Below are 26310 nucleotides of genomic sequence, written 5' to 3' on the forward strand. Positions count from 1 at the left end.
GGTTTCAGACTCGCTCGATGGCGCGCTCGCCGAACAGGCCGGCGGGACGGATGTACAGGAAGGCCAAAGCCAGGACGTAGGCGAACCACGGCGTGATGCCGCCGCCGATCAGCGGGCCGATGTAGACCTCCGCGAGGTTCTCCGCCGCGCCGACAATCAAGCCGCCGACAATTGCCCCGCCTATCGAGGTGAAGCCGCCGATGATCAGCACCGGCAAGGCTTTGAGCACCACCAGCGACAGGGAAAACTGCACACCTTGGCGCGCACCCCAGAGCAACCCTGCCACCAGGCCGACAATGCCCGCCACCGCCCAGACGATCTGCCAGATGCAATTGAGGTTGATGCCGATCGACAACGCGGCGGTGGTGTCATCGGCCACTGCGCGCAGCGACACGCCGATGCGGGTCTTGTTGAACAGCAGCGCCAACACCGTCACCAGCACGATGGCGGCCGCCGCTGCGATCAGGTCGAACTGGCTGACCATCATTCCGCCGATAAACAGCGGCACGTCGTCGATGCCCAGATCCAGCGCCCGCACTTGTGAACCCATCAAGCCCTGGGCCAGTCCTTCGATAATGAACGACAGGCCGAGCGTGGCCATGAACAGGGTGATCTGCGAGCGATTGACCAAGGGCCGCAACACCAGCCGTTCGATCAGCAGCGCACCGACGATCATCACCACCACGGTCAGCAACAGCGCCAAGGCAAACGGCACGCCTTGATCGTGCAGGCTGACGAAGGTCAGCGCGGCGAACAGCAGCATCGCGCCCTGGGCGAAATTGAACACGCCGCTGGCCTTGTAGATCAGCACGAAGCCGATGGCGACCAGCGAATACATGGTCCCGGCGAGCAAGCCGCCGAGCAGGGTTTCGAAGAAGAACGTCATCAGTGCACCACTCCCAGATACGCCGCGATCACCTCGGGATCGGCCTGTACTTGCGCGGGTGTGCCGTCGCCGACTTTGCGTCCGTAATCGAGCACCACCACATGGTCGGAGAGGCCCATGACCACGCTCATGTCGTGCTCGATCAAGACCACGGTGGTGCCGAGGTCGCGGTTGATGTCGGCGATGAAGCGGGCCATTTCCTGCTTCTCTTCGGCGTTCATGCCGGCCATCGGTTCGTCGAGCAGCAACAGCCGCGGGCGGGCGATCAGGGCGCGGCCCAGCTCCACGCGTTTTTGCAGGCCGTAAGAAAGGTTGCCCACCGGCACATCGCGGTGCGCTTGCAGTTCGAGGAATTCGAGGATGCCTTGGGCTTGTCGACGGAAGTCCTCAGCCTCACGGCGGGCGCGCGGCAGATTGAGCGCCTGCTCGATGAAGTTGCTGCGCAGGTGCCGGGACAGGCCGGTGAGTATGTTGTCGATCACGCTCATCTTTTTGAACAGTGCGTTGTTCTGGAAGGTGCGGCCGATGCCTCGCCGCGCGGCGGTTAACGGGTCGATGCGCTTGAAGGGTTGCTGCTCAAAGATGATCGAGCCGGCGTCAAACCGGTAGACGCCGTTCAGCACGTTAAGCAGCGAACTCTTGCCCGCGCCGTTGGGGCCGATCAACGCGCAGATCTCGCCACGGCGCACGTCGAAGGACAGTCCGTTGATCGCCTTCACGCCTTTGAAGGAAAGGGAAATGCCGCTGACTTGCAGGATGGAATCGGTCGAGCTCATGCGATGTCCCGTTTGAATTCGTTGAGCCAGGTCGGCGCGGGTTGAACGTCCGGGGTGCGCGTGGCTTGCCAGATGAAATGCAGGTTGTGGAACCCCAGCAGACGACGGACGCGGTTTTTGATCAGGCGTTGCAGCGGCTTTTGCGGGTGGGCGATGGCCCAGTCGCAGAGGCGTCGACGCCAAGTGCCTTGGGGGGCCAGACGACTGTCGATTTCAGCGGCCAGCCGTTGCAGGCGTTCAGCCGACAGCACCAGCCCCGACGGCGCGACTTCACGGCGATCGCGGCTGGCGCTGCCGGGGCTTTCCGGGAAAGCCAGGGAGTGGCCGCTGTTGAGCCATTGATCAAGCACGACGGTCAGGCCGACCTGCCATTGCGTGCCCTCTTCGCTCCACAGTTGCGCGCCTTGTGCCCAGCGGTTCAGGCGTTGCGGGGGCTCTGTCGGGCCGAGCAGCGCGGCGAAATCCAGCAGTGTCTGGCCGTGGTTGAGCCAGAGTTGCTGCGTCTGCCGCCCCTGGACGAAGGCATGGGTCGGGCGGCTGCGCCACAGGGTTTTGTGCAGTGATTCGGCGTCGAGGTTGTCCGGTAATGTCAGCAGCTCGCCGCCGATGTGTTGAGCGGCGAGTGCCAGCAACAACAGATCGGGTTCGAAGGCACCGCTGAGCGCCAGCCGCGAGTCTTCGGTGAAGCCGTGCTGACGCAAACCGTCGGCCAAGCGCTCGACATCGCGCAAGACATCGATCCAGCGCCAGACAAACCACTGACCGTGGCGCTTGTGCCGCAACGCCGGCTGCAAAGGACTGACCTGCGCCCAGTGGCGCAGTTGCTCCAACGCCTTGGGCACATCGACCCGCCATTGGGCAGAATCCGCGACTGGCGGACGCTTGAGTTCATGCACGCTCATGGGTTTGACCTCCTGTTCATGGGCAAAAGCGTGCGGTGGTCCGCCGGGCCAAAATCTTAAAAACACCACCGTCCCAATGTGGGAGCGGGCTTGCTCGCGAAAGCGGTGGATCAGGCAACATCAATGTTGAATGTAATGGCCTCTTCGCGAGCAAGCCACGCTCCCACAGGTTTCGTGTTGCCAGCGATCGTTGCGGACGACACAAAACCCTGTAGGAGCGTGGCTTGCCCGCGATGGCGATGGATCAGGCAACATCAATGCTGGATGTGCCGGCCTCTTCGCGAGCAAGCATCGCTCCTACAGGTTTCGTGTTGCCAGCGATCGTTGCGGAAGACACAAAACCCTGTGGGAGCGTGGCTTGCCCGCGATGGCAGTGGATCAGGCAACATCAATGCTGGATGTGCCGGCCTCTTCGCGAGCAAGCATCGCTCCTACAGGGTTTTGTGTTGATCACAAATATCGCCGGCGACATAAAACCCTGTGGGAGCGTGGCTTGCCCGCGATGGCGGTGGATCAGGCAACATCCCTGTTGAATATGCAGGCCTCTTCGCGAGCAAGCATCGCTCCTACAGGGTTTTGTGTTGATCACAAATATCGCCGGCGACATAAAACCCTGTGGGAGCGTGGCTTGCCCGCGATGGCGGTGGATCAGGCAACATCCCTGTTGAATATGCAGGCCTCTTCGCGAGCAAGCATCGCTCCTACAGGGTTTTGTGTTGATCACAAATATCGCCGGCGACATAAAACCCTGTGGGAGCGTGGCTTGCCCGCGAAGGGGCCTACGCCGACACCACTTTCTTCTCCTGCTGCCGCAACCCCGCCAGGTCCCGATAACCACTCCCCGGATGAATCTCCGGCAATCTCGGCCCTTCCCCGAACAACTTCTCGCGCAAGGTCCCCGGCGCATATTCGGTCTTGTACACCCCGCGCTTCTGCAACTCCGGCACCAGCAACTCCACGGCGTCGATGAAGGTTTCGTGGGTCAGTGCATAAGCCAGGTTGAACCCGTCCACGTCGGTCTCCTCGACCCACTCCTGCAACAGATCGGCAACCGTCTCGGGGCTGCCGACAAACAACGGCCCGAACCCGCCGATGCCGACCCAATCCGCCAGTTCGTTAGGCGTCCAGACCTTGTTCGGATCCGCCGTCGAGAACGCATCCACCGCCGACTGAATCGCATTGGTGTGCACATGCTTGAGCGGCTCATCCGGTTTGAACTGGCTGAAATCGATCCCGGTCCAGCCAGAAATCAACGCCATCGCGCCTTCGTAACTGACCCAGGTCTTGTATTCCTCAAACTTGGCCTTCGCTTTGGCATCGGTCTCGCCGAGGATCACGGTTTGCAGGTTGAAGATCAGGATCTTCGACGGATCGCGCCCCGCTTCGGCGGCGCGACGACGAATGTCGGCCACGGTTTTCTTCAGCAGCACTTTCGACGGCGCCGCGACGAACACGCACTCGGCATGCTCCGCCGCAAACTGCTTGCCGCGGCTAGAGGCGCCTGCCTGATAAAGCACCGGAGTGCGTTGCGGCGAAGGCTCGCAGAGATGAATCCCCGGCACCTGGAAGTGTTTACCGACATGCTGGATTTCATGGATCTTGCTTGGGTCGCTAAAGATCCGCCGCTCACGGTCGCGCAGGATCGCGCCCTCTTCCCAACTGCCTTCCCAGAGCTTGTAGCAAACCTTCAGGTATTCTTCGGCGAAGTCATAACGCGCATCGTGTTCGGTCTGTGCTTTCTGCCCGAGGTTCTTCGCGCCGCTTTCCAGATACGAGGTGACGATGTTCCAGCCCGCACGGCCCTTGGTCAGGTGATCCAGCGTCGACAAACGCCGGGCGAATGGATACGGATGCTCGAACGACAACGACGCTGTCAGCCCGAACCCCAAATGCTCGGTGACCAGCGCCATCGGCGGGATCAGTTGCAGTGGATCGTTGACCGGCACCTGCGCCGCCTGACGAATCGCTGCATCCCCGTTGCCGTTATAGACGTCGTAGATGCCCAGCACATCGGCGATGAACAAACCGTCGAACTTGCCGCGCTCGAGGATTTTCGCCAGATCGGTCCAGTATTCGAGGTCCTTGTACTGCCAAGAGCGATCCCGCGGATGCGCCCACAAACCCGGCGACTGATGGCCCACGCAGTTCATGTCAAAGGCGTTGAGACGAATTTCACGGGCCATCAAACGACGCTCCTGAAGCTTGGGGGATGGATGCCGTTGAGGCGGAAGTTGCCAATGAGGTGAAGTTTCCAGCGCAGCGGATCGTGCAGTGATCCATGCAACGCCGTGCGTTGGCCGGTGAGTTCGAATTCGGCGTTGCTGACGGCGTTAAGCGCCTCCGCGCTGGCAAGATGCGACTCGGCAATCGCGACGCTGATTTCCGTATCGTCTTCATGACCGTCAAGAAACGCTTCGGCGCGTTCGAGCAGCGCGGCGGCGACTTCGATGCGGATGTGCAGATCGCCGAAACGGCTGATGACGTAAGGGTCATCCGCAGGTAGTTTTTGCTGACGAACGAAACGCAGGGTCGCATCGAGCAGGTTGCGGGCGTTGTGCAGGTCATGCTGACTCTTGGCCAGCGGCTGGTCGGCAACAATCGGTTGAGTTAGGGCATTCATGGTGGGCTCCTCAGTTCCAGGCGTGGCGCGCAGGCTTCACGCCGTTGAGCAAGTAGTTGCCGATCAGGTGGTATTTCCAGCGTGCAGGGTCGTGCAGCGTGTGAGTCCGGGCGTTGCGCCAGTGACGGTCGAGGTTGTACTTGCCCAGCACCGAGCGGGTGCCGGCCAGTTCGAAGAGTTTGCTGCTGGCGAGCAAGGCGATCTCGGCAGACAGGACTTTGGCCTGAGCGACCACCACCGAAGCGTGGGCGACGGTGTCTTCATTGGCGTTGAGCAACGCGGCGTCGATGGCTTGCCCGGCCTTCTTGAGGATCGCTTCGGTACCGTGGACGCGCCATTCGAGGTCGCCAATCGCGGCGATGCTGAACGGGTCCTGCCAGCCGTGATCCTGCCCGCTGTCGATCCATGGCCGGGATTCGCGGGCGTAGCGTTTGGTTTCTTCCAGGGCGCCGACAGCGATGCCGGTGTCCACGGCGGCCTGGATGATTTGCGAGATCGGGCCGTCGGCGGTGGGTTCGTCGAAGGCTTTGTGGGCCGGGATTACGGCGCTCACCGGCACCTTCACCGCATTCAGGGTGACGCCACCGCTGGCCGTGGTGCGCTGACCGAAACCGTCCCAGCTGTCGATCACCGTCAGGCCGGGGTTGTCGCGCTCGATGAAGGCGATGAAGGCCTTGTTCTCTTCATTGACCGCCACCGCCGGCACGATGTGCGCGAACAAGGCGCCGGTGCAGTAAAACTTCTCGCCGTCGATTTGCGCGGTGTCTTTGTCGAAACGAATACGGGTTTCAAAGGCCCCGGCGTTTTTGCTTTTGGATTCGGAGAAGGCGTTGCCGAAGCGGTAACCCTGCAAGACTTTGCCGAAGTAATAGCGCTTCTGCTCTTCGGTGGCGGTTTGCAGCAGGATGTCGAGCACGCCAAGGTGGTTTTGCGGAATCTGGCCGAGGGATGAGTCGGCGGCGGAAATGATCTTGATCACTTCGGCGACCGTCACGTAGGACACGCCAGCACCGCCGTAGGCCTTGGGAACGGTGATGCCCCAGAGGCCACTGGCGGAAAACTCGTCGAGCTCGGCGACGGGCAGGCGTCGCTCGCGGTCGCGGACACTGGCCTCGACGGCGAAGCGTGCGGCGAGCTTGTGCGCGACGGCGATGGCTTCGGCGTCAGAGTGGATGACGTGGGCGGTGCGAGGGGGTTGGGCTGTCATGGGCCGACTCCTTGGTTCCGGGTGAGTGCCCAAAGCCTGTTGCAGAAGTCGTGCCTGAAACTGAATTACTTATTTTTCAAAAGGTTAAGTGACAACATTGAACCTTTGTACCCATTGAAAGGAAACAAACTGTTTGTTAACTGTTGATAGGCGGACAGTCGTGCCTGGCAATATCGAAATCAACGAAAAGCCGATCCAGATGACTCGATAGCAAGTCGGCACTCTCCGGACAGAACCTGTCATCAGGTTCCCTGTTAAGTGCTGGATCGGCAAAGGGTGCGGCCAATCGCCTGAGGGGACGATCAGTCTTTCAGTTCATAACTCGTCTCTGGTGAAAAAAACTTGTCTTCACCTTGCTGCAACGAATAACTGGCAACGGCTGAGTTCCCTTGAGAAAAAGAACGGTACTGCACGTTAAAATCCAGTGGTTTGCCCAGGTTAACTGCGTTAAATACCAGATCCGTAAACCAGGTGCCGTTAGCCACCAATTTAACGGATAGAGTGTCACCGACTCGAGCCTGTGGGATGGCGGGCACCCGGAACGTACCTCCATTTTTTACCGCTTCTCTGTAAATAACCGACCCTTCTGCCTGAAGGATTGCGGCCGCCGGCAATTGCGAAGTCGTGGAGATTTCTTTCAATTCATAAGTCATATCTAAACTCTCCTTAGTTTGGGCTACGTCATTACCGCGATTGGCAATGACGCGCGCTCGATTGAATTGAGCGCTCACCCACAGGACCTGTCTACTGTCAGAACTAACAGGTCTGTATCACTTTCAGAGATCGCATCCAGCCAGAAATCAAATCACCACATTACGCACAAACCGCGCCGCCACCGGACCATCGTTGCGATAGGCGTGGGGCTGGTTGCTGGGGAACATGTAGAACTCACCGGCCGCAATGTGCTGCGGCGTATCGCCCAGCATCAACGTCAGGCAGCCTTCGAACACGTAGATCTGTTCGCTCCAGCCCTCCGCATCCGGCTGCGACGGGTAAACCTCCCCGGGTTGCAGACACCATTCCCACTGTTCCACTTCACGAGTGGCGGTGGCTTTGGACAGTAGAACGGCTTTGCTCCCAGGAATTTTACCGGCCCAGGCCACTTCGTTGATGCGGCTCGGGTCGCGGGCATCCGGGGCCTGGATCAGATCGCTGAACGCCACGTTCAGCGCTTCGGCGACGCGGTCGAGGGTGGTCAGGCTCACATTCTTTTCGCCGGCCTCGATCGCCACCAGCATGCGGCGGCTGACCCCGGACTTTTCGGCCAGCGCGGTCTGGCTCATGTCGGCGGCATGGCGCAGGCGTCGGACGTTCTGGCTGACGTGCTGGAGGACCGAAGCCCGCGGGGTAGAATCTTTGTGCACTATATTGCTCACTCGGTGGGGTTGGGCAGTATACTGCGCAACATTCGGCGCATTGTGCGTCCCCCTCAGGTAGCGCGCAAGGTCATGACGTCTGTGAATGCCTCTCACACTTCTTCCCGTTTCTCGCGGTTCAGCAAGGCCGAGTGCGTGCTGGTGCTGATCACCATGGTCTGGGGCGGGACATTCTTGCTGGTGCAGCATGCGATGACCGTCAGCGGGCCGATGTTTTTTGTCGGCCTGCGCTTTGCCGCCGCGGCAATCATTGTTGCGCTGTTCTCCTGGCGTCATCTGCGGGAACTGACCCTGTTCGAACTCAAGGCCGGGGCGTTTATCGGCGTGGCGATCATGCTCGGTTACGGCTTGCAGACTGTGGGTTTGCAGAGCATTCCCAGCAGTCAGTCGGCGTTTATTACCGCGTTGTACGTGCCCTTCGTACCGTTGCTGCAATGGCTGGTGCTGGGGCGGCGTCCGGGGCTGATGCCGAGCATCGGCATCATGCTGGCGTTTACCGGGTTGATGTTGCTGTCGGGACCTTCCGGCGCTTCGTTCAATTTCAGTCCGGGTGAAATCGCCACGTTGATCAGCGCTGTGGCGATTGCGGCGGAGATCATTTTGATCAGCACGTATGCCGGCCAGGTCGATGTGCGCCGGGTGACGGTGGTGCAACTGGCGACCACGTCGGTACTGGCGTTCCTGATGGTGGTGCCGACCCAGGAAGTGATTCCGGATTTTTCCTGGTTGCTGTTGAGCACCGCGTTGGGCCTGGGTGCAGCGAGTGCGGCGATTCAGGTAGCGATGAACTGGGCGCAGAAAAGCGTTTCGCCGACCCGGGCGACGTTGATTTATGCGGGGGAGCCGGTGTGGGCCGGGATTGTCGGGCGGATTGCCGGGGAGCGGTTACCGGCGATTGCGTTGGTGGGTGCGGGGTTGATTGTTGCGACGGTGATTGTCAGTGAGTTGAAGACCAAGGGTAAGACTGCTGCGGCTGAGGAAGAGCTGGAGCGCGAAACTCAGGGTTAAGCCGCAGTATCTGTGGAGTATGGTAGATCGCCTTCGCGAGCAAGCCCGCTCCCACACTGGATCTGTGTTGTGCCGAGGTTATGTGAACACAGCAGATCCAGTATGGGAGCGGGCTTGCTCGCGAAGAGGCCGGACCTGCTGCTGAAACAGTCCTTTGAAACAATGTGAATCAGGGTTTTTGCGTCTACCTTGAAGGATTCTGCGACAGCTGGGCGTTTGGTGATCCGGGAGCTGGCACGTATGATGCTTCACAAACTTCCGCAGATTAGAAGCCTATGTCCCTGATAGTTCTACTGCTTCTGCCTTTTATCGGCAGCTGTCTGGCGGCTTTGCTGCCACACAACGCGCGTAACACCGAATCTTTGTTGGCTGGCCTGGTTGCCTTGATAGGCACCGTGCAGGTTGCCCTCCTGTACCCGCAAATCGCCGATGGCGGCGTCATTCGTGAAGAGTTCTTCTGGCTGCCCAGCCTGGGCTTGAACTTCGTCCTGCGCATGGACGGCTTCGCCTGGCTGTTCTCGATGCTGGTGCTGGGCATCGGCACGCTGGTTTCTTTATACGCCCGCTATTACATGTCGCCGGACGATCCGGTGCCGCGGTTCTTTGCGTTTTTCCTGGCGTTCATGGGCGCGATGCTCGGGTTGGTGATTTCCGGCAACCTGATCCAGATCGTGTTTTTCTGGGAGCTGACCAGCCTCTTTTCCTTCCTGTTGATCGGCTATTGGCACCACCGCGCCGATGCGCGACGCGGCGCCTATATGGCGCTGATGGTCACCGGCGCCGGGGGACTGTGCTTGCTGGCGGGGGTCATGCTGCTCGGCCATGTCGTCGGCAGCTATGACCTGGACAAGGTCCTGGCCGCCGGCGACCTGATTCGTGCGAACCACCTCTATCCTATTCTGCTGCCCCTGATCCTGATCGGCGCCCTGAGCAAAAGCGCGCAATTCCCCTTTCACTTCTGGCTGCCCCACGCGATGGCGGCGCCGACACCGGTTTCGGCCTATCTGCACTCGGCGACCATGGTCAAGGCGGGAGTGTTCCTGCTCGCGCGACTTTGGCCGTCGCTGTCCGGCAGTGAAGAATGGTTCTACATCGTCAGCGGTGCCGGGGCTTGCACCCTGTTGCTCGGCGCGTACTGCGCGATGTTCCAGAACGACCTCAAGGGTTTGCTGGCCTACTCGACCATCAGCCACCTCGGCCTGATCACCCTGCTGTTGGGCCTGAACAGCCCGCTGGCCGCCGTGGCCGCCGTGTTTCACATCCTCAACCACGCCACGTTCAAGGCGTCGCTGTTCATGGCTGCCGGGATCATCGACCATGAAAGTGGCACCCGGGACATTCGCAAGCTCAGCGGCCTCATCAAGCTAATCCCGTTCACCGCCACCCTGGCGATGGTCGCCAGTGCCTCGATGGCCGGCGTACCGCTGCTCAACGGCTTCCTGTCGAAAGAGATGTTCTTCGCCGAAACCGTGTTCATCAATGCAACGGCCTGGGTCGAGATGACCTTGCCGATCGTGGCGACCATCGCCGGCACCTTCAGCGTCGCCTACTCGCTGCGCTTCACCGTCGACGTGTTCTTCGGCCCGACCGCCACCGACCTGCCCCACACCCCGCACGAACCGCCACGCTGGATGCGCGCACCGGTTGAGTTGCTGGTGTTCGCGTGTCTGATCGTGGGGATTTTCCCGGCGCAAGTGGTCGGCCCCTTGCTGGCCGCGGCGGCCCTGCCGGTGGTCGGCGGAACCTTGCCCGAATACAGCCTGGCGATCTGGCACGGCTGGAACGCGCCGATGATCATGAGCCTGATCGCCATGTCGTGCGGCATCGTGCTGTATCTGCTGTTGCGCAATCAGCTCAAACTCGGGCGTTTCAAATACCCGCCGATCATTGGCCGATTCAACGGCAAGCGCCAGTTCGAACGCAGCCTGGTGATCATGATGCGCCTGGCCCGTCGGCTGGAGCGGCGGGTCAGCACCAAGCGCCTGCAAACCCAATTGTTCCTGGTGGTCCTCGCGGCGGTGTTTGCCGGGTTGATCCCGATGCTGCACAGCAGCCTGAGCTGGGGCGACCGGCCGAAGATTCCGGGGTCGATCGTGTTCGTGACCCTCTGGCTGCTGGCGATTGCCTGTGCCCTCGGCGCGGCGTGGCAGGCCAAGTATCACCGGCTCGCGGCCCTGACCATGGTCAGCGTCTGCGGCCTGATGACCTGCGTGACCTTTGTCTGGTTCTCGGCGCCGGACCTGGCGTTGACGCAACTGGTGGTCGAAGTGGTGACCACGGTGCTGATCCTGCTCGGTCTGCGCTGGTTGCCGCGCCGGATCGAAGAGGTGTCGCCGCTGCCGAGTACCCTGCGCAAGGCACGCATCCGCCGTATCCGCGACTTGCTGTTGTCGACCGTCGTCGGTGGCGGCATGGCGTTGCTGGCCTACGCGATGCTGACGCGCCAGACGCCCAACGATATTTCCTCGTTCTACCTCAGCCGCGCCCTGCCCGAGGGCGGCGGCAGCAACGTGGTCAACGTGATGTTGGTGGACTTCCGTGGCTTCGACACCCTCGGTGAAATCACCGTGTTGGCGGCCGTGGCCCTGACCGTCTTCGCCCTGCTGCGACGCTTCCGCCCACCGAAAGAAAGCCTGCAATTGCCGGCCCAGCAGCGCCTGCTCGCGCCCGACGTCGTCACCGACCTGGTCAACCCGCGTCAGGCCAGCGACACCGCGCTCGGCTTCATGATGGTCCCGGCGGTGCTGGTGCGCTTGCTGCTGCCGATTGCAGTGGTGGTGTCTTTCTACCTGTTCATGCGCGGGCACAACCAACCGGGCGGAGGTTTTGTCGCCGGGCTGGTGATGTCGGTCGCGTTCATCCTGCAATACATGGTCGCCGGCACCCAGTGGGTCGAGGCGCAAATGAGCCTGCGGCCGCTGCGCTGGATGGGCACCGGCCTGCTGTTCGCCACGGTCACCGGGCTCGGCGCAATGGCTGCCGGGTATCCGTTCCTGACCACCCACACCTGGCATTTCGAACTGCCGGTGCTGGGTGACATTCACGTCGCCAGTGCGCTGTTCTTCGACATCGGCGTGTACGCCGTGGTGGTCGGTTCGACGCTGTTGATCCTCACCGCCCTCGCCCACCAATCGGTACGGGGTCACAAGACTGCGGCCCTGCCCAGATCCGTCGCCACCAAAGGAGCCGTCTGATGGAAGAAGTCATCGCAATCGCCATCGGCGTACTCGCCGCGTCCGGCGTCTGGCTGATCCTGCGACCACGGACATTCCAGGTGGTGATGGGCCTGTGCCTGCTGTCCTACGGCGTCAACCTGTTCATCTTCAGCATGGGCAGCCTGTTTATCGGCAAGGAGCCGATCATCAAGGACGGCGTGCCGCAGGATTTGTTGCACTACACCGACCCGCTGCCGCAAGCGCTGGTGTTGACAGCCATTGTGATCAGCTTCGCCATGACAGCGCTGTTCCTGGTGGTGTTGCTCGCCTCCCGGGGCCTGACCGGGACCGACCATGTCGATGGCCGGGAGCCTAAAGAATGACTGCGATGACGCACCTGATCGCCGCACCGATTCTGCTGCCGCTGCTGACCGCCGCCCTCATGCTGATGCTCGGCGAGAAGCATCGCCCGTTGAAGGCCAAGATCAACCTGTTCTCCAGCCTGCTGGGCCTGGGGATTTCCGTGTTGTTGCTGCAATGGACGCAGACCACGGGCGTGCCCGGCTCGATCGGCGTCTACCTGCCGGGCAACTGGCAGGTGCCATTCGGTATCGTGCTGGTGGTCGATCGCTTGTCGGCATTGATGCTGGTGCTGACCGGGATCATCGGCGTCAGCGCCTTGCTGTTCGCCATGGCGCGCTGGGACGGCGCCGGCTCGAGTTTCCACGCGCTGTTCCAGATTCAGATGATGGGCCTCTACGGCGCGTTCCTGACGGCGGATCTGTTCAACCTGTTCGTGTTCTTCGAGGTGCTGCTGGCGGCCTCCTACGGCCTGATGCTCCATGGTTCGGGCCGGTCGCGGGTGTCGGCGGGCTTGCATTACATCTCGATCAACCTGCTGGCTTCCTCGCTGTTCCTGATCGGCGCGGCGCTGATCTATGGCGTCACCGGCACGCTGAATATGGCTGATCTGGCGCTGAAAATCCCGCTGGTCCCGGAAGCCGATCGCGGCCTGCTGCATGCCGGCGCGGGGATTCTTGCGGTAGCGTTCCTGGCCAAGGCCGGGATGTGGCCACTGAACTTCTGGCTGGTGCCGGCCTATTCGGCGGCCAGCGCACCAGTGGCGGCGATGTTCGCGATCATGACCAAGGTCGGCGTCTACACCTTGCTGCGTTTGTGGACCCTGCTGTTTTCCGGCCAGGCCGGGGCATCGGCGTACTTCGGCGGCGACTGGCTGATCTACGGCGGCATGGCGACCATCGTCTGTGCCGGCGTGGCGATCCTCGCCGCACAACGGCTGGAGCGCATGGCCAGCCTGAGCATTCTGGTGTCGGCGGGGATCCTGCTGTCGGCCATCGGTTTTGCCCAGCCGAACCTGATCGGCGCGGCGCTGTTCTATCTGGTCAGCTCGACCCTGGCGTTGAGCGCGTTGTTCCTGCTCGCCGAGCTGATCGAGCGTTCCCGTTCGGCCAATGAAATGCCGCTGTTCGACGACGGCGACCTGCTGCCACGTCCGATGGAATCCCTGCAACCGCCCAAAGGCATCAACCTCGACGACGAACAGAAAGCCGTGGTCGGTCAGGTGATTCCCTGGACCGTGGCGTTCCTCGGCTTGAGCTTCATTGCCTGCGCGCTGCTGATCATCGGCATGCCGCCGCTGTCCGGGTTTATCGGTAAACTCAGCCTGCTGAGCGCCCTGCTCAATCCGCTGGGGCTGGGCAACGGCGCTGATGAACCAGTGTCGAACGCAGCGTGGGGTTTACTGGCGTTGTTGATCCTGTCCGGGCTGGCGTCGCTGATTGCCTTCTCGCGCCTGGGGATCCAGCGTTTCTGGACACCCGAAGAACGGCCTTCACCGTTGCTGCGCCGCTTCGAATGCGTGCCGATCATCGTCCTGCTGGGGCTGAGCGTTGCACTGACCTTCAAGGCCGAACCGCTGCTGCGTTACACCCAAGCGGCCGCTAATGCGTTGAACAATCCGCAGCAATACGTCATGGCGGTGCTGGGTACGCGCGTGGTGCCGAGCCCTGAAGCCAGGGCGGCGATGCTGGAGGTGCAGCCATGAAGCGTGTGTTTCCGGCACCGTGGTTGTCGCTGGCATTGTGGCTGTTGTGGCTGGTGCTGAACCTGTCGATGAGCCCCGGCAACCTGTTGCTCGGCGCGGTATTGGGGTTCTGCGCGCCGCTGATGATGCGCAAGCTGCGGCCGCTGCCGATCCGCATTCGTCGGCCCGGTGTAATCCTGCGGTTGTTCTTTCTGGTCGGTCGCGACGTGCTGGTGTCCAACCTGGTCGTGGCCTGGGGCGTACTCAACGCCGGTCGCCGCCCACCGCGCTCGCGTTTCGTCAAAGTGCCGCTGAACTTGCGCGATGCCAACGGCCTCGCGGCGCTGTCGATGATCTGCACGGTGGTGCCCGGCACGGTCTGGTCGGAACTGGCGCTGGACCGCAGCATCCTGTTGCTGCACGTGTTCGATCTGGACGATGAAGCGCTGTTCATCGAGCACTTCAAGGCGACCTATGAGCGCCCCTTGATGGAGATCTTCGAATGAGCGAATTGCTGTCGAACGCGATCCTGCTGAGCCTGTTCATTTTTTCCCTGGCAATGATCCTGACCCTGATTCGCCTGTTCAAAGGCCCGTCGGCCCAGGACCGGGTTCTGGCGCTGGACTACCTGTACATCATTGCAATGCTGATGATGCTGGCGCTGGGCATTCGTTATGCCAGTGACACGTACTTCGAGGCGGCGCTGCTGATCGCCCTGTTCGGCTTCGTCGGCTCGTTTGCCCTGGCCAAATTCCTGCTGCGTGGCGAGGTGATCGAATGAACGCGGAACTGTCTTTGTGGGTTGAAATTCCCGTGGCGATCCTGCTGGTGCTTGGCAGCGTGTTTGCGCTGATCGGCGCCATTGGCCTGGTGCGCATGAAGGATTATTTTCAGCGCATGCACCCGCCAGCGCTGGCTTCGACCCTGGGTGCGTGGTGTGTGGCACTGGCGTCGATCATTTACTTTTCGGCACTCAAGTCTGGGCCGGTGCTGCATGCCTGGCTGATTCCGATCCTGTTGTCGATCACGGTGCCGGTGACCACGCTGCTGCTGGCGCGGGCGGCGCTGTTTCGCAAGCGCATGGCAGGAGATGATGTGCCAGCGGAAGTAAGTAGCCGGCGCACGGAAAGCGGGAGTTAATTCAGAGGTTTGTGTTGGATGTCAGGGCCTCTTCGCGGGCAAGCCTCGCTCCTACAGGTTTTGCGCGATCCTGTAGGAGCGAGGCTTGCCCGCGAAGCTTTTCAGATCCAGGCAACTGCCAACAATCCAGCCCCCAACACCACACACAACGGCGAATACGCCCACGTATCGAGCCGGGCAAACTTCGAATCCTTGACCTGCTTGAAGAACCCGACCAGATTCGAATCGCCGATCGCCCGGGCAAACATCAGCATCGCAATGGCGCTGATCACCCATTGCAATGCCCAGTGCTGCACCGCCGGCAAGTACAGCCCGACCCGCAGACACACCAGCATCGCAATCAACAGCAATCCCACCGCGACCAGTAACGTGGCAAAACCCGACGGCTTGAACGCCGGTCTGGGTTCCCCGCCACCCTCTGGCGATATTCGCGGGACCGCCGCCTCGCTTCCCAACTTGCCACCCGCCGCCCAGTACAGGTGGATCAGGCTGATCAACAGAAAGATGGAAGCCATCCCTTGCGCGATCATCAGGCTCATATTCAGACATCCAGCGTGAAATGTCGCAGCAGGATGAACCTCCTTGAACGTTTTTGTAAGGGTATTTGTCATCGACGGTGATAAAGTGCCGCTCCATGAAAATCGCCCGAACTGATCGCACATTGATGGCCTGGATGCTTTATTGCTGCGTCCTGTTCAACGTGTTCGCGTGCAGTATCGGTCACGGGCAAATGGTCGGGATGCAGCTCAACGGCATCGGCGGCCAGTTCTGTACGGTGGATCCCGCCACCCAGGCGCCAGTCTCCCCGAACTCCTCCGACGACAACCTGCCGACCCTGTCCAAGGCCTTCGGTTGCCCGCTGTGTTCCACCGGAGGCATGGGCCCGGCGCTCAACTCCAGCCTGACCCTGGCGATCCTCCCGGAGCAACACAGCCCGCCCTTGGCCGTTGTCGCCAACGCCGACCTCCCTTCCCGCTTCACCTGGCCCTCGGCCAATCCCCGCGCCCCGCCGCTCGCCTGAATTTCTTAGCCTTTTCCGATCAGCCCACTGCGCCAACGCGTGGCGTTCGCCTGTGCGCTGTTTCCTAGTCAAGCATTCAGGATTCATCGATGAAACACGTCTCTTTGTTAGTAAACCCGTTACTGGCGAGCCTGTTCGGCTGCCTCTCTGTTAATGCCTGGGCACAATCCACCGTCGACCTCGCGCCGATTACCATTGATGGCGAAGCGACGACCGAGCCAGGGCTGAGCCTCGATCAATCCAGCGGCATGGCCTCGCGCCTGGGGTTGAGCGTGCGGGAAACCCCGGCGTCGGTGGCCATTGCCAACCGCAACGACATCGAGCGCCACGGCGCGCAAAACTTCCAGGACGCTGCCAACACCTTGCCCGGCGTCAATGCCAGCGCACCGCCAGGATTCGGCGGATTCGTCTCCTATCGCGGGTTCACCAGCAGCCAGATCACCCAGATGTTCAACTGCATCAACGTCTCCGGCGGCCTCGCCCGGCCAGTGGATGCGTGGATTTATGACCGGGTCGAACTGGTGGGCGGTCCGTCGTCGCTGATCAATGGCGCCGGCTCCGTGGGTGGATCATTGAACTACGTGACCAAACTCGCGACCCGCGAAGAGCAAGCGGTCGAAGGTCGTGTCAGCTACGGGACTTATGACACCACCGAGACCGCGTTCGGCCTCAACCACGCGCTCAGCGAGGCCGGCGCTGATGTGCAGCACTACGCGCGGCTCGACGTCAGCCACAACACCGGCAATGGCTACATTGACCGTCAGGAGCGCGATGCCTGGAGTGTCGCGTTCTCGCTGCTCAGCGACCTGACGCCCAACCTGTCCCACACCCTGGCGCTGGAATATCAGGATGAGCACGAAGACAGTCCTTACTGGGGCACACCCGTTCTCAACCCCAAGGCCGGCGAACTGAAAATCGACAAACACAACCGTTTCAACAACTACAACGTCGAGGACGGCCGCTACGAGCAGCGCACGATCTGGGTTCGCTCGATCATCGACTACCGAATCAACGACAGCACCACCCTGCGCAACACCCTGTACCACCTCGACAGCCAGCGCGATTACCGCAACCTCGAAACCTATCAGTACAACGCCGACAACAGCGCGGTGAACCGGTCCACGGCGTATCAGGTCCGGCATCAAGGCGAACAGAACGGCAACCAGTTCGAGCTGCGCCACGACAACACGCTGTTTGGCCTGGACACCACCTGGTCCGGCGGTTTCGAGTACAAGGTCAACCAGACCACCAACTCGCCGTTGAACGTCAAAGGCGCCAGCACCGTCGACCCGAACAACTTCCAGCCGGGGCACTTCTATGACATCCCCGGCACCAACCCGGGGTTTGTCAGCGATAAGACCAACGAGGTGACGACCAAAGCCCTGTTCGCCGAAAACCGTCTGGCGCTGACCGACAAACTGACGTTGCTGAGCGGCCTGCGTTACGACGACATCGACCTGGACGTGACCAATCACCGGGTCGTGACCGCCAGCAATCCACGGCATTTGAAACGTAGCTGGGAGCCAGTGACCGGACGGCTCGGCCTGACCTACCAGTTCATTCCTTCCGCCAACGTCTACGTGCAATACAGCACCGCCGCGGAACAGCCCAACGGCACGCAGGATTTCGACGTGTCGACCGGCAAGCAATGGGAGGTCGGCAGCAAGTTCGATTATCTGGACGGGCGCGGTTCAGCAACAGTCGCGGCGTACACGATCGAGCGCAAGGATTTCGCCGTGACCGATCCGCTGGACCCGACCCTCAGCATTCCCGTGGGTCAGCAGACATCGAAGGGGATTGAATTGGCCAGTTCGTTGCGGATCACCGACAAGCTGTTGGTCGAGGGCAACTTCGCCTGGGTCGATGCGCAGTACGACGAATTCACCGAGAAGAATGCGGCAGGCGTGGTGGTTTCACGCAAGGGCAACACGCCGACCAACGTGCCGGACCGGGTAGGCAATCTGTGGCTGACCTATGACTTCTCGCCGCAATGGCAAGGGGGTGTCGATGCGCGTTACGTGGCCTCGGTGTTTGCCGACAGCGCGAACTCCATGACTGTGCCGTCGTACACGCTCTTCGGCACGTTCCTCAGTTACAAGGTCGACCGGCACACTACCGTCACCGGCCGGGTGCGAAACCTGACCAATGAGGTGTATGCCGAGTTTGCGCATGTGTCGCCGGCGTACTACCTCGGGACACCGCGGACTTTTGAAGTGGCGGTGCAGACGAGGTTTTAAAAGCAAAAGCAAAAGCTTCGTCGGAACGCCGCCCGGAGCAAGCCCGCTCCCACAGTGGACCGCGTACTCCTGTGGGAGCGGGCTTGCTCGCGAAGGCGGCATCAGCGCCCATGTATCACTTCAGCTCAGCAGAAACTTTATCCGCCACATCCTTCGGCAACCACGCCTGCCACACCTCCGGGTGCGCCCTCATGAACGCCTCCGCCGCTTGCCGTGGCGGGGTGTGTTTTTCGCTCATTTCAGCCAGTGCCTTGTTCAACGGGTCGATCGGAAAATCGACCTTGCTGAAGAAATCGGCAATCTGCGGATACTGTTTCTGGAATGGCGTGGACACGCCGATCGACAGCTTCGAGGCCAGCGAGCGTGTCGGTTTCGGATTGGGATTATCAGCGTCCGTCAGGGTTTTCCAGGCTTCGGCATCAAACGGCGGTTCCTCCAGCTGAATCAGCTTGAAGCGCCCGAGCAACGGCGTCGGTGACCAGTAATAAAACAGCACCGGCTTGCCACGACGGATCGACGAACTGATCTCTGCATCCAGCGCTGCCCCGGAACCGCTGCGGAAATTCACGTAGCTGTCGTTCAGGCCATAGGCGGTGAGTTTCTGCTTGTTCACCACCTCCGACGTCCAGCCAATCGGGCTGTTGAGAAAGCGTCCCTTGCCCGGGCTTTCCGGATCGCTGAACACATCCTTGTACTTGGGCAGATCGCTGACACTGCGCAAACCCGGGGCCAGCGGCTTGATGCCCTTGGCCGGGTCGCCCTTGATCACATATTCGGGCACCCACCAGCCTTCAGTCGCGCCCTTGACCGTATCGCCCAGGCTCACGACTTTGCCCTCGGCTTCAGCCTTGACCCAGACCGGACTGCGACCGGCCCACTCTTCGCCAATGACCTGAATGTCATTGTTGGCCAGTGCGGTTTCCAGGGTGATGGTGGTCCCAGGCAAGGTATCGGTAGGCAGGCCGTAGCCCTTCTCGACGATAATCCGCAGGATGTCGGTGATCAGGCTGCCACTTTCCCAGTTCAGGTCGGCGAAGTGGATCGGCGCCTGAGCTGCGGATACCGAAACGGGCGAACTCAAAACACCCAACGTGGCCAGGGCAACGGCCAGCAACCGTCGAAATCCTTTCATGCTTTTGCACCTCGTGCTGTTCACAGCAATAGCAGGATGGCCTGACAGAAGACCGCAAGCCTCTGAATACTCAGTCAACTGACTGTAGTAGAGGTTCCTGCTTTCGAGGGGCGTGATTTAATTTTCGGAAGTTTCCTGCAAACGTGCCAGCTCTCTTCTTACCATGCTGGCGTACGCCGCCGGGCGCAGCGTGTAGATCTGTGACGCGACCCAACTCAGCCAGCCTCCCTGCAGAACAGCCTTCTGCTCGAACAGCCGCCGCGCTTCGACTTGCGCGCTGGCCTGATTCTGTTCGTGGAAATCGGCGCGGGTCAGGGTCATTACTCGCTGGCCTTGAACGTGACCAGTTCGCCCTTGCGCCACTTGGCGGCTTTGGCGGTCACGGCTTTCAGGGTTTTGGTCAGGCCTTCCTGCAATTGCTGGTGGGCGGCGAAGACCATCACCACGCTATGACCTTCCTTGAACACAATCGCGTGACCGTCTGCGGTGGTGACAAAAGCGTAATCGCCCAGCCCGTACACCGTCAGTTTGATTTCACGGAACTTGATGTCGAGTTTGCCACCTTCACGACTGGGCAATACCGAAGCGCTGAAATGATCACCGACCTTGAGCTTGAGCCCTGGCTTGTCATCGACGACCAACGCCTCTTCGGTATCGATCTCGGCAATGTAAATGCCTTCGGCGTTTTGTTCGGTGATGTAAACGAAACGTGACTGGAACTGTTTAACCAGCTTTGCGCGCAAATCACCCAGCACGAACAAAGCATGCATATCGAGATTACTTACTGCCAAGGAAACATCCCCACATCTGAAATTGATGCCGCACGCAGAAAAAGCGCACAGCAGAAAAAAGCGGCCATGCCGAAGTTTTACCGTAAGACCCGAATTGAAATCCTGAGCCGAGCAGAGTGCTCATGCCTCGCGAGGTCAGTGAGATTACTGGAATACCCCTCGCGCCGTCCTCTGTGAAAGTCGTCAGGTGTTGAAGGAAAACGCCCTTCTTGCAGCCAGAGGAAACCGGATTACCAACTTTAGGGAAAATTCTCTCTAAAAAAAGCACTTTTCCGACATATCGCCAGTAAAAAATTGCTTTAGATGAACACCATTCGCCAACCGGTGTTGGTGATTCTAGAGCAGCCATGCTCACCGAGACTACCCAAAACGACGTACACACGTCGGCAAAACAATGAAAAGGACTTCACATGTGCACCATGACTCACTTCGCTTCCTCCCAGGCAACGCGCGTAAACAGCTCCGACCCCATACACCCGGCGATGTTCCAGGCCCAAGAGTTGCAGCCTGAAAGCCTTCCGTTGCCGCGCTTTCAGGTGGTGCTGGCGGGTAATGCCTTCTTTCATATCAAGGAAATTTCCACGGGTCGTGTAAGAGGTTTCCGTGGCTGCCATAACGAAGCCTGCGCCCTCGCCCGCTCACTTGAGTCATGCGACTGACGTATACATCCGCGCTCATGCCTATAGACGTTTCGTCACACCGGCGACTTAACTCAGCCGCCGGCAGGCAACTACTGCCATACTGCCCGGCCAATGAAATCCGTCTTCATGACGGACGGCGTTCAATACAACAACATATTTCCAAGGGAAGGCAGCTACGTGACGGAATTTGATATCGGTGAGTTTTTTATCCGGGGCGAAGCCAAAGAGGTTGAAGGCGAATTCCAGGCTGTCATTGTCATGCGCCCCAAACCGCCGTTGACCAAGGAGACGTATCACCAAATCGAGAAGGATCGCTGGTTCAAGACCTCGGAATTAGCCGCCGTTGCCGCCCAGGAAGCTGCCAAAGCGCTGAAACTTGCCGTCGATAACGGTGCATTGAAAGCCTGATCCACGGATTTGCCGTCTATGCTCTCTCCTGCTTTCCAAATCGCTTTCGAACTCCTGACGCGCGGCCCCCTCAGATGCAATGAAGCCGCACCTCAGATCGCGACCGCAAGGAGATAAAGATGGATTCACCTACACACGACTTGAAAGGTTTGTTCGACCAGCTCGGCCTGGATTCCAGCGAGAAAGCCATCGACGATTTCATCGCCCGCCATTCGCCTTTGGCCGACGACAAGAAATTGATCGATGCCGAGTTCTGGACGCCGCAACAAGCCGGCTTCCTCAAAGAACAATTACGTGAAGACGCCGATTGGGCGCGGGTGGTCGACGACCTGAACCTGCGTATGCATCAGGTTCACTAGCCAGCATCCCGTTCAGCGCTCACATCCCCCTGTAGGAGCTGTCGAGTGAAACGAGGCTGCGATCTTTTGATCTTCGCTTTTAAAAGCAAGATCAAAAGATCGCAGCCTCGTTTCACTCGACAGCTCCTACAGGGTCATCTCTAGCGCGGACTCTCGGGCTTGTAACCCAATCTTAATCCACCCCAATGCCTGCCTTTAAGCATGATCGGCACCGATAGGTCGTGCATCAGTTCGCCAGTGTCGCGGGTGTAGGTCTGCAACAACACCGGCTGTTGATGGCTGCCGCAGCGGATGCCGGTGCGGTCGGCGAATTTTCGCTTGGTGCGGTTTTGCACCGTATCTGGCGTGGCAGCATCGGTTCCTGGATGGCCGGCAAGACTTGATCGGTGTAGCGATCGAAGCGCGTCTGAAACTTGGCGGGACTGGTGTTCGGGCGACCAGCACCCGCATTCCCCTGTAGGAGCTGTCGAGTGAAACGAGGCTGCGATCTTTTGATCTTCGCTTTTAAAAGCAAGATCAAAAGATCGCAGCCTCGTTTCACTCGACAGCTCCTACAGGTTCACCTCTAGCGCGGACTCTCGGGTTTGTGCCCCAACCGCAATCCACCCCAATGCCTGCCTTTAAGCATGATCGGCACCGATAGGTCGTGCATCAGTTCGCCAGTGTCGCGCGTGTAGGTCTGCAACAACACCGGCTGTTGATGGCTGCCGCAGCGGATGCCGGTGCGGTCGGCGAATTTGCGCTTGGTGCGGTTTTGCACCGTATCTGGCGTGGCAGCAGCGGTTCCTGAATGGCCGGCAAGACTTGATCGGTGTAGCGATCGAAGCGCGTCTGAAACTTGGCGGGACTGGTGTTCGGGCGACCAGCACCCGCATTCCCCTGTAGGAGCTGTCGAGTGAAACGAGGCTGCGATCTTTTGATCTTCGCTTTTAAAAGCAAGATCAAAAGATCGCAGCCTCGTTTCACTCTACAGCTCCTACAGGTTCACCTCTAGCGCGGACTCTCGGGTTTGTACCCCAACCGCAATCCACCCCAATGCCTGCCTTTAAGCATGATCGGCACCGAGAGGTCGTGCATCAGTTCGCCAGTGTCGCGCGTGTAGGTCTGCAACAACACCGGCTGTTGATGGCTGCCGCAGCGGATGCCGGTGCGGTCGGCGAATTTGCGCTTGGTGCGGTTTTGCACCGTATCGATCTGCGCATCGCCGGTCAGCGGCTGGCTGAAGATGGTGTTATGGGTGGGCACGTAACCCTGCTGGGTGCAGGCGATGGCAAACACCAAGCCTTCATGGCGTGGCAGCAGCGGTTCCTGAATGGCCGGCAAGACTTGATCGGTGTAGCGATCGAAGCGCGTCTGAAACTTGGCCGGACTGGTGTTCGGAATTGGCTGGTAATTGCGATCGAACAGGTCATCGAGGCTGACCCGACCCTGGTCGATATCCGCTTCGAAGCGCGCCGCAATCTGGCTCGCGCCTTCGCGGGCCAGGTCATAAATCCTTTGGTAGTAGTCATCCAGCCCGACTTCGGCGAGGCGTTCGCTGATGGTTTCGGCCTGACCTTCCATTTGCACGGCAGCCTGAGCCAGACGCTTTGTCTGCTGGTCACTGACCGCCAGGTCACTGCGCATCTGTTCGATGGCATGAAACAGGCTGTCGAGCTGTTCGCGGTTGGTGTCCGCCCCCTTGGCAATCTCCCCGACTTGATGCTCAACGCCAGCGGCCAGACGCGCAATGTTTTCCAGGTGCTGGCCGGTGTGTTCGACCTGCTCGACGCCGATGTCGAGGTCGCTGGACAGTTGGCGGATCTGCTCCACCACCTGCGCCGTACGTTGCTGGATATCGGCGACCATCTCCCCGACTTCGCCAGTCGCCGTCGCCGTGCGCGCCGCCAGACCGCGAACCTCATCCGCCACCACCGCAAACCCACGGCCATGTTCCCCGGCCCGGGCCGCTTCGATTGCGGCGTTCAAGGCCAGCAGGTTGGTCTGGCTGGCAATGGACTGAATCACCAGGGTGACCCGTTGAATATCGTCACTGCGCAGGCTCAGGGCCTCAATCAGTTCGCGGCTGTTACTAGCGCGCTGGCTGAGCTGATGCATGCGGCTGATGGACTCGATCAGTTCCGTGCGCCCTGCTGCGCTGCTCTGATGAGCTTCGCTGGCGGCACCGAGGGCTTCGCGGCTGAGCTTGGAAGTGGCTTGTTCGGTCGAGATCATTACTTCGGCGTTGCTGACGATTTGCGCCGCCGCGTCGAGTTGTGATTGCAGTTTGTCCGCCAGTTGCTTGACCGAAAAGGCGACGCCTGCGGCCGACAAGGCGTTATGACTGGTGGTGTAGGAAAGATCGCGAGTCAACTCAGCGATGGCGCTGGCGCCGTCCGCCGGGGTTGCTTCGGGATTGGCGCGCGTGCGCAGGCGAGGCAGCCAGATCACCAGCACCGCCAATGGCAAACAAAGGTAAAGCGACCAGCCACCCAGCGCCATGCCGCACAGCAAGAGCATCAAGGCGATGCTTTGCAGGGTTGGCGCCAGCCAAAGGTTTTTCGGCAAAAACACTGGTGCAGGCACTGCCGCAACCAGAGATCCGTCTCTCGTCATCTTCGTCACCCCAAGGTTCTTCTAATTGTTGTGCATGCATTAAACGCCACTACAAGGCCATTATCTATGGTCCATTAGTAGTGGGCGTTGCAGCAGATCAATAGAAGTTCGCAAGATTTTGCAGACGCAAAAAAGCATCGCGGGCAAGCCTCGCTCCTACAGGTTCATCGTGAACCGTGGAAGCGGGATTGCCCGCGATGCGGGGCGCTACGAAATCAGGCCTGACGCTGGTGCTTGTCGATCTGTTCGTGACGCTCTTGAGCTTCGATGCAGTACTTGGTGGTCGGGCTGATCAGCAGGCGTTTCAGGCCGATGGCCTCGCCGCTGTCGTCGCACCAGCCGAAGCTGTCTTCTTTGATGCGTTCCAGAGCCTGTTCCAACTGAGGCAGCATGCGCTGGTCGCGATCGATCGCGTTCACCAGCCAGGTGCGCTCTTCTTCGACGGAAGCTGCGTCGGCCGGATCGGCTGGGGTGTCCAGGCTCTCGATGGCGATGCGGTTCTGTTCGATGCGCTCATGGGTTTCGACTTTCATGTTCTGCAACAGCTCGGAGAAGAAAGCATGTTGCTCGGCATTCATGTAGTCATCCGCCGGCATGGCCAGCAACTTGTCCTTTGTCATTGATATCTCTATAAAAAAACGTGCATTAAGGCGAATTAGGGAGCGTTCCGGCGGACCAGGTCTGGCCGTCGCAAAGGCGCCGTTTATTCCAAGCGCCACCCGGCACTCAATTTACGAGGGCCGGCAGTCTAAGGCCGACTTGAGGCCTCAGCAACTGAAAAGACAGCGAATTTGTCCGACAAAGCCCGGAAAGTGCTCTATGGCAGCCTTTGCGGTGATTATCGGAGTGCGTTTATAGCAAGAAATTCAATCGAGCGGCTGTATAGAGAAGACAAACGGCTGCGCCACGCGGGTCAGGCGTGGCGCATTGGCTGTCTGTTCTACGACTCAGCGCTTGAGTTTACGCTTGTTGCGGTATTGGTCGATCACCACCGCCACCACAATAATCAGTCCCTTGATGATGTCCTGAATATACGCATCCACCCCGACAAAGGTAAACCCGCTGGCCATCACCCCGAGAATCAACGCACCAATCACGGTGCCAGTGATGCGCCCGACGCCGCCGGCCAAGCTGGTGCCGCCGATCACGGCCGCAGCAATCGCATCCAGCTCATAAGACATGCCCATCCCGGCCTGCCCGGTCGCGGCACGCGCCGAGGCCACCACCCCCGCCAGCCCGGCCAGCAACCCGGCGATGCTATAGACGATCACCAGATGCCGCTTGACGTTGATCCCCGAGGTGCGCGCCGCCTGCATGTTGCCGCCAATGGCGTAGGTGTACTTGCCGTACTTGGTGTAACGCAGGGCGATGTGAAAGATCACCGCGACCACCAGGAAAATGATCACCGGCATGGCGCCATGTCCGATGGCCGTGTAGGAATCCGAAAGCATGCTCACCGGCTGGCCTTCGGTGTAGTAACGCGCCAGGCCACGCGCCGAGACCATCATGCCGAGGGTGGCAATGAACGGCGGAATCCCGGTGATGGCAATGATGCTGCCGTTGATCGCGCCCGCCAGCAGTCCGACGCCGAGCCCGGCGATCACCGGTATCCATACCGGCAAGTCAGTCAGCGACGGAAACACCGCCCGGGCAAAGTCCGAGGTCTGCGCCAGGCTGGCAGCGATCATCGCCGACAAGGCCAGCACTGAGCCGGAGGACAGGTCGATACCGGTGGTGATGATCACTTGGGTCACGCCAATCGCCAGCAGGCCGATGATCGACACTTGCAGGATCATCAGCACCAGGCGCTGGGAGTTCATCAGGAAGCTCTGGTCGCGCACGATCCAGCCGAACACTTCGAAGACCAGGCCGATACCAATCAGCACCAGGAAAATACTCAACTCGGTCGGAAAGCGCCGGCGACTCTTGACCGGTGCCGTTGCTGGCTTGTTTTCCAGTATCGCGTTCATAACCCACCTTCAATAGAAATCTGTGTGGCGAGGGAGCTTGCC

At 60.2% G+C, this 26310-nt stretch carries 27 protein-coding genes and 2 pseudogenes; 12 read left to right on the plus strand and 17 right to left on the minus strand.

Annotated features, from left to right (window positions below):
- Window positions 1–4: 4 nt before the first annotated feature.
- From ACA049_RS18370 to ACA049_RS18405, 8 genes are all read right to left on the minus strand, one after another.
- Entirely contained in the window at window positions 5–886 is an 882-nt protein-coding gene (locus tag ACA049_RS18370; RefSeq protein ID WP_497328674.1) for a branched-chain amino acid ABC transporter permease, read from the minus strand.
- The gene (locus tag ACA049_RS18375; RefSeq protein WP_497328675.1) at window positions 886–1662 is read right to left on the minus strand and encodes an ABC transporter ATP-binding protein; all 777 of its coding nucleotides are present in this window, start codon (window positions 1660–1662) and stop codon (window positions 886–888) included. Before ACA049_RS18375 ends, ACA049_RS18370 begins: the two co-directional genes overlap by 1 nt.
- Window positions 1659–2564, minus strand: coding sequence for an AMP-binding protein (locus ACA049_RS18380; RefSeq protein ID WP_497328676.1), 906 nt, complete (start codon window positions 2562–2564; stop codon window positions 1659–1661). Before ACA049_RS18380 ends, ACA049_RS18375 begins: the two co-directional genes overlap by 4 nt.
- Window positions 2565–3343: 779 nt before the next feature.
- Window positions 3344–4747 carry an LLM class flavin-dependent oxidoreductase gene (locus tag ACA049_RS18385; protein ID WP_497328677.1) on the minus strand — a complete coding sequence of 468 codons (1404 nt, stop codon included), beginning with the start codon at window positions 4745–4747 and terminating at the stop codon, window positions 3344–3346.
- A complete protein-coding gene (locus ACA049_RS18390) occupies window positions 4747–5184 on the minus strand; it encodes an acyl-CoA dehydrogenase family protein (protein ID WP_497328678.1) in 438 nt (145 codons plus the stop codon). The genes ACA049_RS18385 and ACA049_RS18390 overlap by 1 nt, the downstream gene beginning before the upstream one ends.
- Window positions 5185–5194: 10 nt before the next feature.
- Window positions 5195–6391 (minus strand): SfnB family sulfur acquisition oxidoreductase, encoded by a 1197-nt coding sequence (locus tag ACA049_RS18395; protein ID WP_497328679.1) that lies wholly within the window; start codon window positions 6389–6391, stop codon window positions 5195–5197.
- Between the two features lie 302 nt (window positions 6392–6693).
- Complete coding sequence (locus tag ACA049_RS18400) at window positions 6694–7044, minus strand: hypothetical protein (RefSeq protein WP_497328680.1); 351 nt, start codon at window positions 7042–7044, stop codon at window positions 6694–6696.
- Window positions 7045–7191: 147 nt separating this feature from the next.
- Window positions 7192–7755: a helix-turn-helix domain-containing protein gene (locus tag ACA049_RS18405; protein WP_497328681.1), complete on the minus strand. Its 564-nt coding sequence runs from the start codon at window positions 7753–7755 to the stop codon at window positions 7192–7194.
- Here ACA049_RS18405 and ACA049_RS18410 point away from each other — a divergent pair.
- From ACA049_RS18410 to ACA049_RS18440, 7 genes are all read left to right on the plus strand, one after another.
- Window positions 7750–8775, plus strand: a complete 1026-nt coding sequence (locus tag ACA049_RS18410) for a DMT family transporter (protein ID WP_497328682.1) — start codon at window positions 7750–7752, stop codon at window positions 8773–8775. The genes ACA049_RS18405 and ACA049_RS18410 overlap by 6 nt on opposite strands.
- A 275-nt stretch (window positions 8776–9050) precedes the next feature.
- On the plus strand, window positions 9051–11969 hold the full coding sequence (locus ACA049_RS18415) for a monovalent cation/H+ antiporter subunit A (protein WP_497328683.1): 2919 nt from the start codon (window positions 9051–9053) through the stop codon (window positions 11967–11969).
- Window positions 11969–12313, plus strand: coding sequence for a Na+/H+ antiporter subunit C (locus ACA049_RS18420; RefSeq protein ID WP_007986256.1), 345 nt, complete (start codon window positions 11969–11971; stop codon window positions 12311–12313). The genes ACA049_RS18415 and ACA049_RS18420 overlap by 1 nt, the downstream gene beginning before the upstream one ends.
- Window positions 12310–13995: a monovalent cation/H+ antiporter subunit D gene (locus tag ACA049_RS18425; protein ID WP_497328684.1), complete on the plus strand. Its 1686-nt coding sequence runs from the start codon at window positions 12310–12312 to the stop codon at window positions 13993–13995. The genes ACA049_RS18420 and ACA049_RS18425 overlap by 4 nt, the downstream gene beginning before the upstream one ends.
- Window positions 13992–14480: a Na+/H+ antiporter subunit E gene (locus tag ACA049_RS18430; protein ID WP_497328685.1), complete on the plus strand. Its 489-nt coding sequence runs from the start codon at window positions 13992–13994 to the stop codon at window positions 14478–14480. The genes ACA049_RS18425 and ACA049_RS18430 overlap by 4 nt, the downstream gene beginning before the upstream one ends.
- Window positions 14477–14755 (plus strand): K+/H+ antiporter subunit F, encoded by a 279-nt coding sequence (locus ACA049_RS18435; RefSeq protein ID WP_007935991.1) that lies wholly within the window; start codon window positions 14477–14479, stop codon window positions 14753–14755. The genes ACA049_RS18430 and ACA049_RS18435 overlap by 4 nt, the downstream gene beginning before the upstream one ends.
- The gene (locus ACA049_RS18440) at window positions 14752–15114 is read left to right on the plus strand and encodes a Na+/H+ antiporter subunit G (protein WP_497328686.1); all 363 of its coding nucleotides are present in this window, start codon (window positions 14752–14754) and stop codon (window positions 15112–15114) included. Before ACA049_RS18435 ends, ACA049_RS18440 begins: the two co-directional genes overlap by 4 nt.
- A gap of 101 nt (window positions 15115–15215) precedes the next feature.
- On the opposite strand, the gene ACA049_RS18445 is transcribed toward ACA049_RS18440, so the two are convergent.
- Window positions 15216–15653, minus strand: a complete 438-nt coding sequence (locus ACA049_RS18445; RefSeq protein ID WP_497328687.1) for a DUF3995 domain-containing protein — start codon at window positions 15651–15653, stop codon at window positions 15216–15218.
- A 95-nt stretch (window positions 15654–15748) separates the two neighbouring features.
- Between ACA049_RS18445 and ACA049_RS18450 the strand changes: the two genes are divergently transcribed.
- The gene (locus tag ACA049_RS18450) at window positions 15749–16135 is read left to right on the plus strand and encodes a DUF2946 domain-containing protein (protein ID WP_497328688.1); all 387 of its coding nucleotides are present in this window, start codon (window positions 15749–15751) and stop codon (window positions 16133–16135) included.
- Window positions 16136–16224: 89 nt separating this feature from the next.
- Window positions 16225–18372: a TonB-dependent receptor gene (locus ACA049_RS18455; RefSeq protein WP_497328689.1), complete on the plus strand. Its 2148-nt coding sequence runs from the start codon at window positions 16225–16227 to the stop codon at window positions 18370–18372.
- 115 nt (window positions 18373–18487) lie between these two features.
- Here ACA049_RS18455 and ACA049_RS18460 read toward each other — a convergent pair whose 3' ends face one another.
- The 3 genes from ACA049_RS18460 to ACA049_RS18470 all read right to left on the minus strand — a co-directional run bounded on the left by ACA049_RS18460 (window position 18488) and on the right by ACA049_RS18470 (window position 20295).
- On the minus strand, window positions 18488–19504 hold the full coding sequence (locus ACA049_RS18460; RefSeq protein WP_497328690.1) for an ABC transporter substrate-binding protein: 1017 nt from the start codon (window positions 19502–19504) through the stop codon (window positions 18488–18490).
- A gap of 117 nt (window positions 19505–19621) precedes the next feature.
- On the minus strand, window positions 19622–19825 hold the full coding sequence (locus ACA049_RS18465; protein WP_497328691.1) for a hypothetical protein: 204 nt from the start codon (window positions 19823–19825) through the stop codon (window positions 19622–19624).
- Entirely contained in the window at window positions 19825–20295 is a 471-nt protein-coding gene (locus ACA049_RS18470; RefSeq protein ID WP_109629923.1) for a hypothetical protein, read from the minus strand. Before ACA049_RS18470 ends, ACA049_RS18465 begins: the two co-directional genes overlap by 1 nt.
- Window positions 20296–20705: 410 nt before the next feature.
- On the opposite strand from ACA049_RS18470, the gene ACA049_RS18475 reads away from it, so the two are divergent.
- The 3 genes from ACA049_RS18475 to ACA049_RS18485 all read left to right on the plus strand — a co-directional run bounded on the left by ACA049_RS18475 (window position 20706) and on the right by ACA049_RS18485 (window position 21703).
- The gene (locus ACA049_RS18475; RefSeq protein ID WP_497337025.1) at window positions 20706–20954 is read left to right on the plus strand and encodes a hypothetical protein; all 249 of its coding nucleotides are present in this window, start codon (window positions 20706–20708) and stop codon (window positions 20952–20954) included.
- 159 nt (window positions 20955–21113) lie between these two features.
- Window positions 21114–21344 (plus strand): hypothetical protein, encoded by a 231-nt coding sequence (locus ACA049_RS18480; RefSeq protein WP_497336906.1) that lies wholly within the window; start codon window positions 21114–21116, stop codon window positions 21342–21344.
- A 119-nt stretch (window positions 21345–21463) separates the two neighbouring features.
- Window positions 21464–21703 (plus strand): DUF2789 domain-containing protein, encoded by a 240-nt coding sequence (locus ACA049_RS18485; protein ID WP_282377837.1) that lies wholly within the window; start codon window positions 21464–21466, stop codon window positions 21701–21703.
- Window positions 21704–21843: 140 nt separating this feature from the next.
- Here ACA049_RS18485 and ACA049_RS18490 read toward each other — a convergent pair.
- The 5 genes and pseudogenes from ACA049_RS18490 to ACA049_RS18510 form a co-directional block, all read right to left on the minus strand.
- Window positions 21844–22136, minus strand: a pseudogene (locus ACA049_RS18490) (methyl-accepting chemotaxis protein); the annotation flags it as partial.
- 132 nt (window positions 22137–22268) lie between these two features.
- Window positions 22269–22561 (minus strand): annotated as a pseudogene (locus ACA049_RS18495) (methyl-accepting chemotaxis protein); the annotation flags it as partial.
- A gap of 132 nt (window positions 22562–22693) precedes the next feature.
- On the minus strand, window positions 22694–24298 hold the full coding sequence (locus ACA049_RS18500; protein ID WP_497328692.1) for a methyl-accepting chemotaxis protein: 1605 nt from the start codon (window positions 24296–24298) through the stop codon (window positions 22694–22696).
- A 215-nt stretch (window positions 24299–24513) separates the two neighbouring features.
- Window positions 24514–24918, minus strand: coding sequence for a TraR/DksA family transcriptional regulator (locus ACA049_RS18505; RefSeq protein WP_007907888.1), 405 nt, complete (start codon window positions 24916–24918; stop codon window positions 24514–24516).
- A 327-nt stretch (window positions 24919–25245) separates the two neighbouring features.
- The gene (locus ACA049_RS18510; RefSeq protein WP_008153855.1) at window positions 25246–26268 is read right to left on the minus strand and encodes an ABC transporter permease; all 1023 of its coding nucleotides are present in this window, start codon (window positions 26266–26268) and stop codon (window positions 25246–25248) included.
- Window positions 26269–26310: the final 42 nt, after the last annotated feature.

Source organism: Pseudomonas sp. LBUM1662 (assembly GCF_059695915.1).

Excerpts from the sequence above, each read along its gene's own strand:
- ACA049_RS18390 (WP_497328678.1), bottom strand. The coding sequence starts at position 5,184 with ATGAATGCCCTAACTCAACCGATTGTTGCCGACCAGCCGCTGGCCAAG.
- ACA049_RS18465 (WP_497328691.1), bottom strand. The coding sequence starts at position 19,825 with ATGACCCTGACCCGCGCCGATTTCCACGAACAGAATCAGGCCAGCGCG.
- ACA049_RS18455 (WP_497328689.1), top strand. The coding sequence starts at position 16,225 with ATGAAACACGTCTCTTTGTTAGTAAACCCGTTACTGGCGAGCCTGTTC.
- ACA049_RS18415 (WP_497328683.1), top strand. The coding sequence starts at position 9,051 with ATGTCCCTGATAGTTCTACTGCTTCTGCCTTTTATCGGCAGCTGTCTG.
- ACA049_RS18425 (WP_497328684.1), top strand. The coding sequence starts at position 12,310 with ATGACTGCGATGACGCACCTGATCGCCGCACCGATTCTGCTGCCGCTG.
- ACA049_RS18400 (WP_497328680.1), bottom strand. The coding sequence starts at position 7,044 with ATGACTTATGAATTGAAAGAAATCTCCACGACTTCGCAATTGCCGGCG.
- ACA049_RS18440 (WP_497328686.1), top strand. The coding sequence starts at position 14,752 with ATGAACGCGGAACTGTCTTTGTGGGTTGAAATTCCCGTGGCGATCCTG.
- ACA049_RS18450 (WP_497328688.1), top strand. The coding sequence starts at position 15,749 with ATGAAAATCGCCCGAACTGATCGCACATTGATGGCCTGGATGCTTTAT.
- ACA049_RS18395 (WP_497328679.1), bottom strand. The coding sequence starts at position 6,391 with ATGACAGCCCAACCCCCTCGCACCGCCCACGTCATCCACTCTGACGCC.
- ACA049_RS18375 (WP_497328675.1), bottom strand. The coding sequence starts at position 1,662 with ATGAGCTCGACCGATTCCATCCTGCAAGTCAGCGGCATTTCCCTTTCC.
- ACA049_RS18510 (WP_008153855.1), bottom strand. The coding sequence starts at position 26,268 with ATGAACGCGATACTGGAAAACAAGCCAGCAACGGCACCGGTCAAGAGT.
- ACA049_RS18485 (WP_282377837.1), top strand. The coding sequence starts at position 21,464 with ATGGATTCACCTACACACGACTTGAAAGGTTTGTTCGACCAGCTCGGC.
- ACA049_RS18370 (WP_497328674.1), bottom strand. The coding sequence starts at position 886 with ATGACGTTCTTCTTCGAAACCCTGCTCGGCGGCTTGCTCGCCGGGACC.
- ACA049_RS18435 (WP_007935991.1), top strand. The coding sequence starts at position 14,477 with ATGAGCGAATTGCTGTCGAACGCGATCCTGCTGAGCCTGTTCATTTTT.
- ACA049_RS18445 (WP_497328687.1), bottom strand. The coding sequence starts at position 15,653 with ATGAGCCTGATGATCGCGCAAGGGATGGCTTCCATCTTTCTGTTGATC.
- ACA049_RS18385 (WP_497328677.1), bottom strand. The coding sequence starts at position 4,747 with ATGGCCCGTGAAATTCGTCTCAACGCCTTTGACATGAACTGCGTGGGC.
- ACA049_RS18475 (WP_497337025.1), top strand. The coding sequence starts at position 20,706 with ATGTGCACCATGACTCACTTCGCTTCCTCCCAGGCAACGCGCGTAAAC.
- ACA049_RS18460 (WP_497328690.1), bottom strand. The coding sequence starts at position 19,504 with ATGAAAGGATTTCGACGGTTGCTGGCCGTTGCCCTGGCCACGTTGGGT.
- ACA049_RS18430 (WP_497328685.1), top strand. The coding sequence starts at position 13,992 with ATGAAGCGTGTGTTTCCGGCACCGTGGTTGTCGCTGGCATTGTGGCTG.
- ACA049_RS18420 (WP_007986256.1), top strand. The coding sequence starts at position 11,969 with ATGGAAGAAGTCATCGCAATCGCCATCGGCGTACTCGCCGCGTCCGGC.
- ACA049_RS18505 (WP_007907888.1), bottom strand. The coding sequence starts at position 24,918 with ATGACAAAGGACAAGTTGCTGGCCATGCCGGCGGATGACTACATGAAT.
- ACA049_RS18380 (WP_497328676.1), bottom strand. The coding sequence starts at position 2,564 with ATGAGCGTGCATGAACTCAAGCGTCCGCCAGTCGCGGATTCTGCCCAA.
- ACA049_RS18500 (WP_497328692.1), bottom strand. The coding sequence starts at position 24,298 with ATGACGAGAGACGGATCTCTGGTTGCGGCAGTGCCTGCACCAGTGTTT.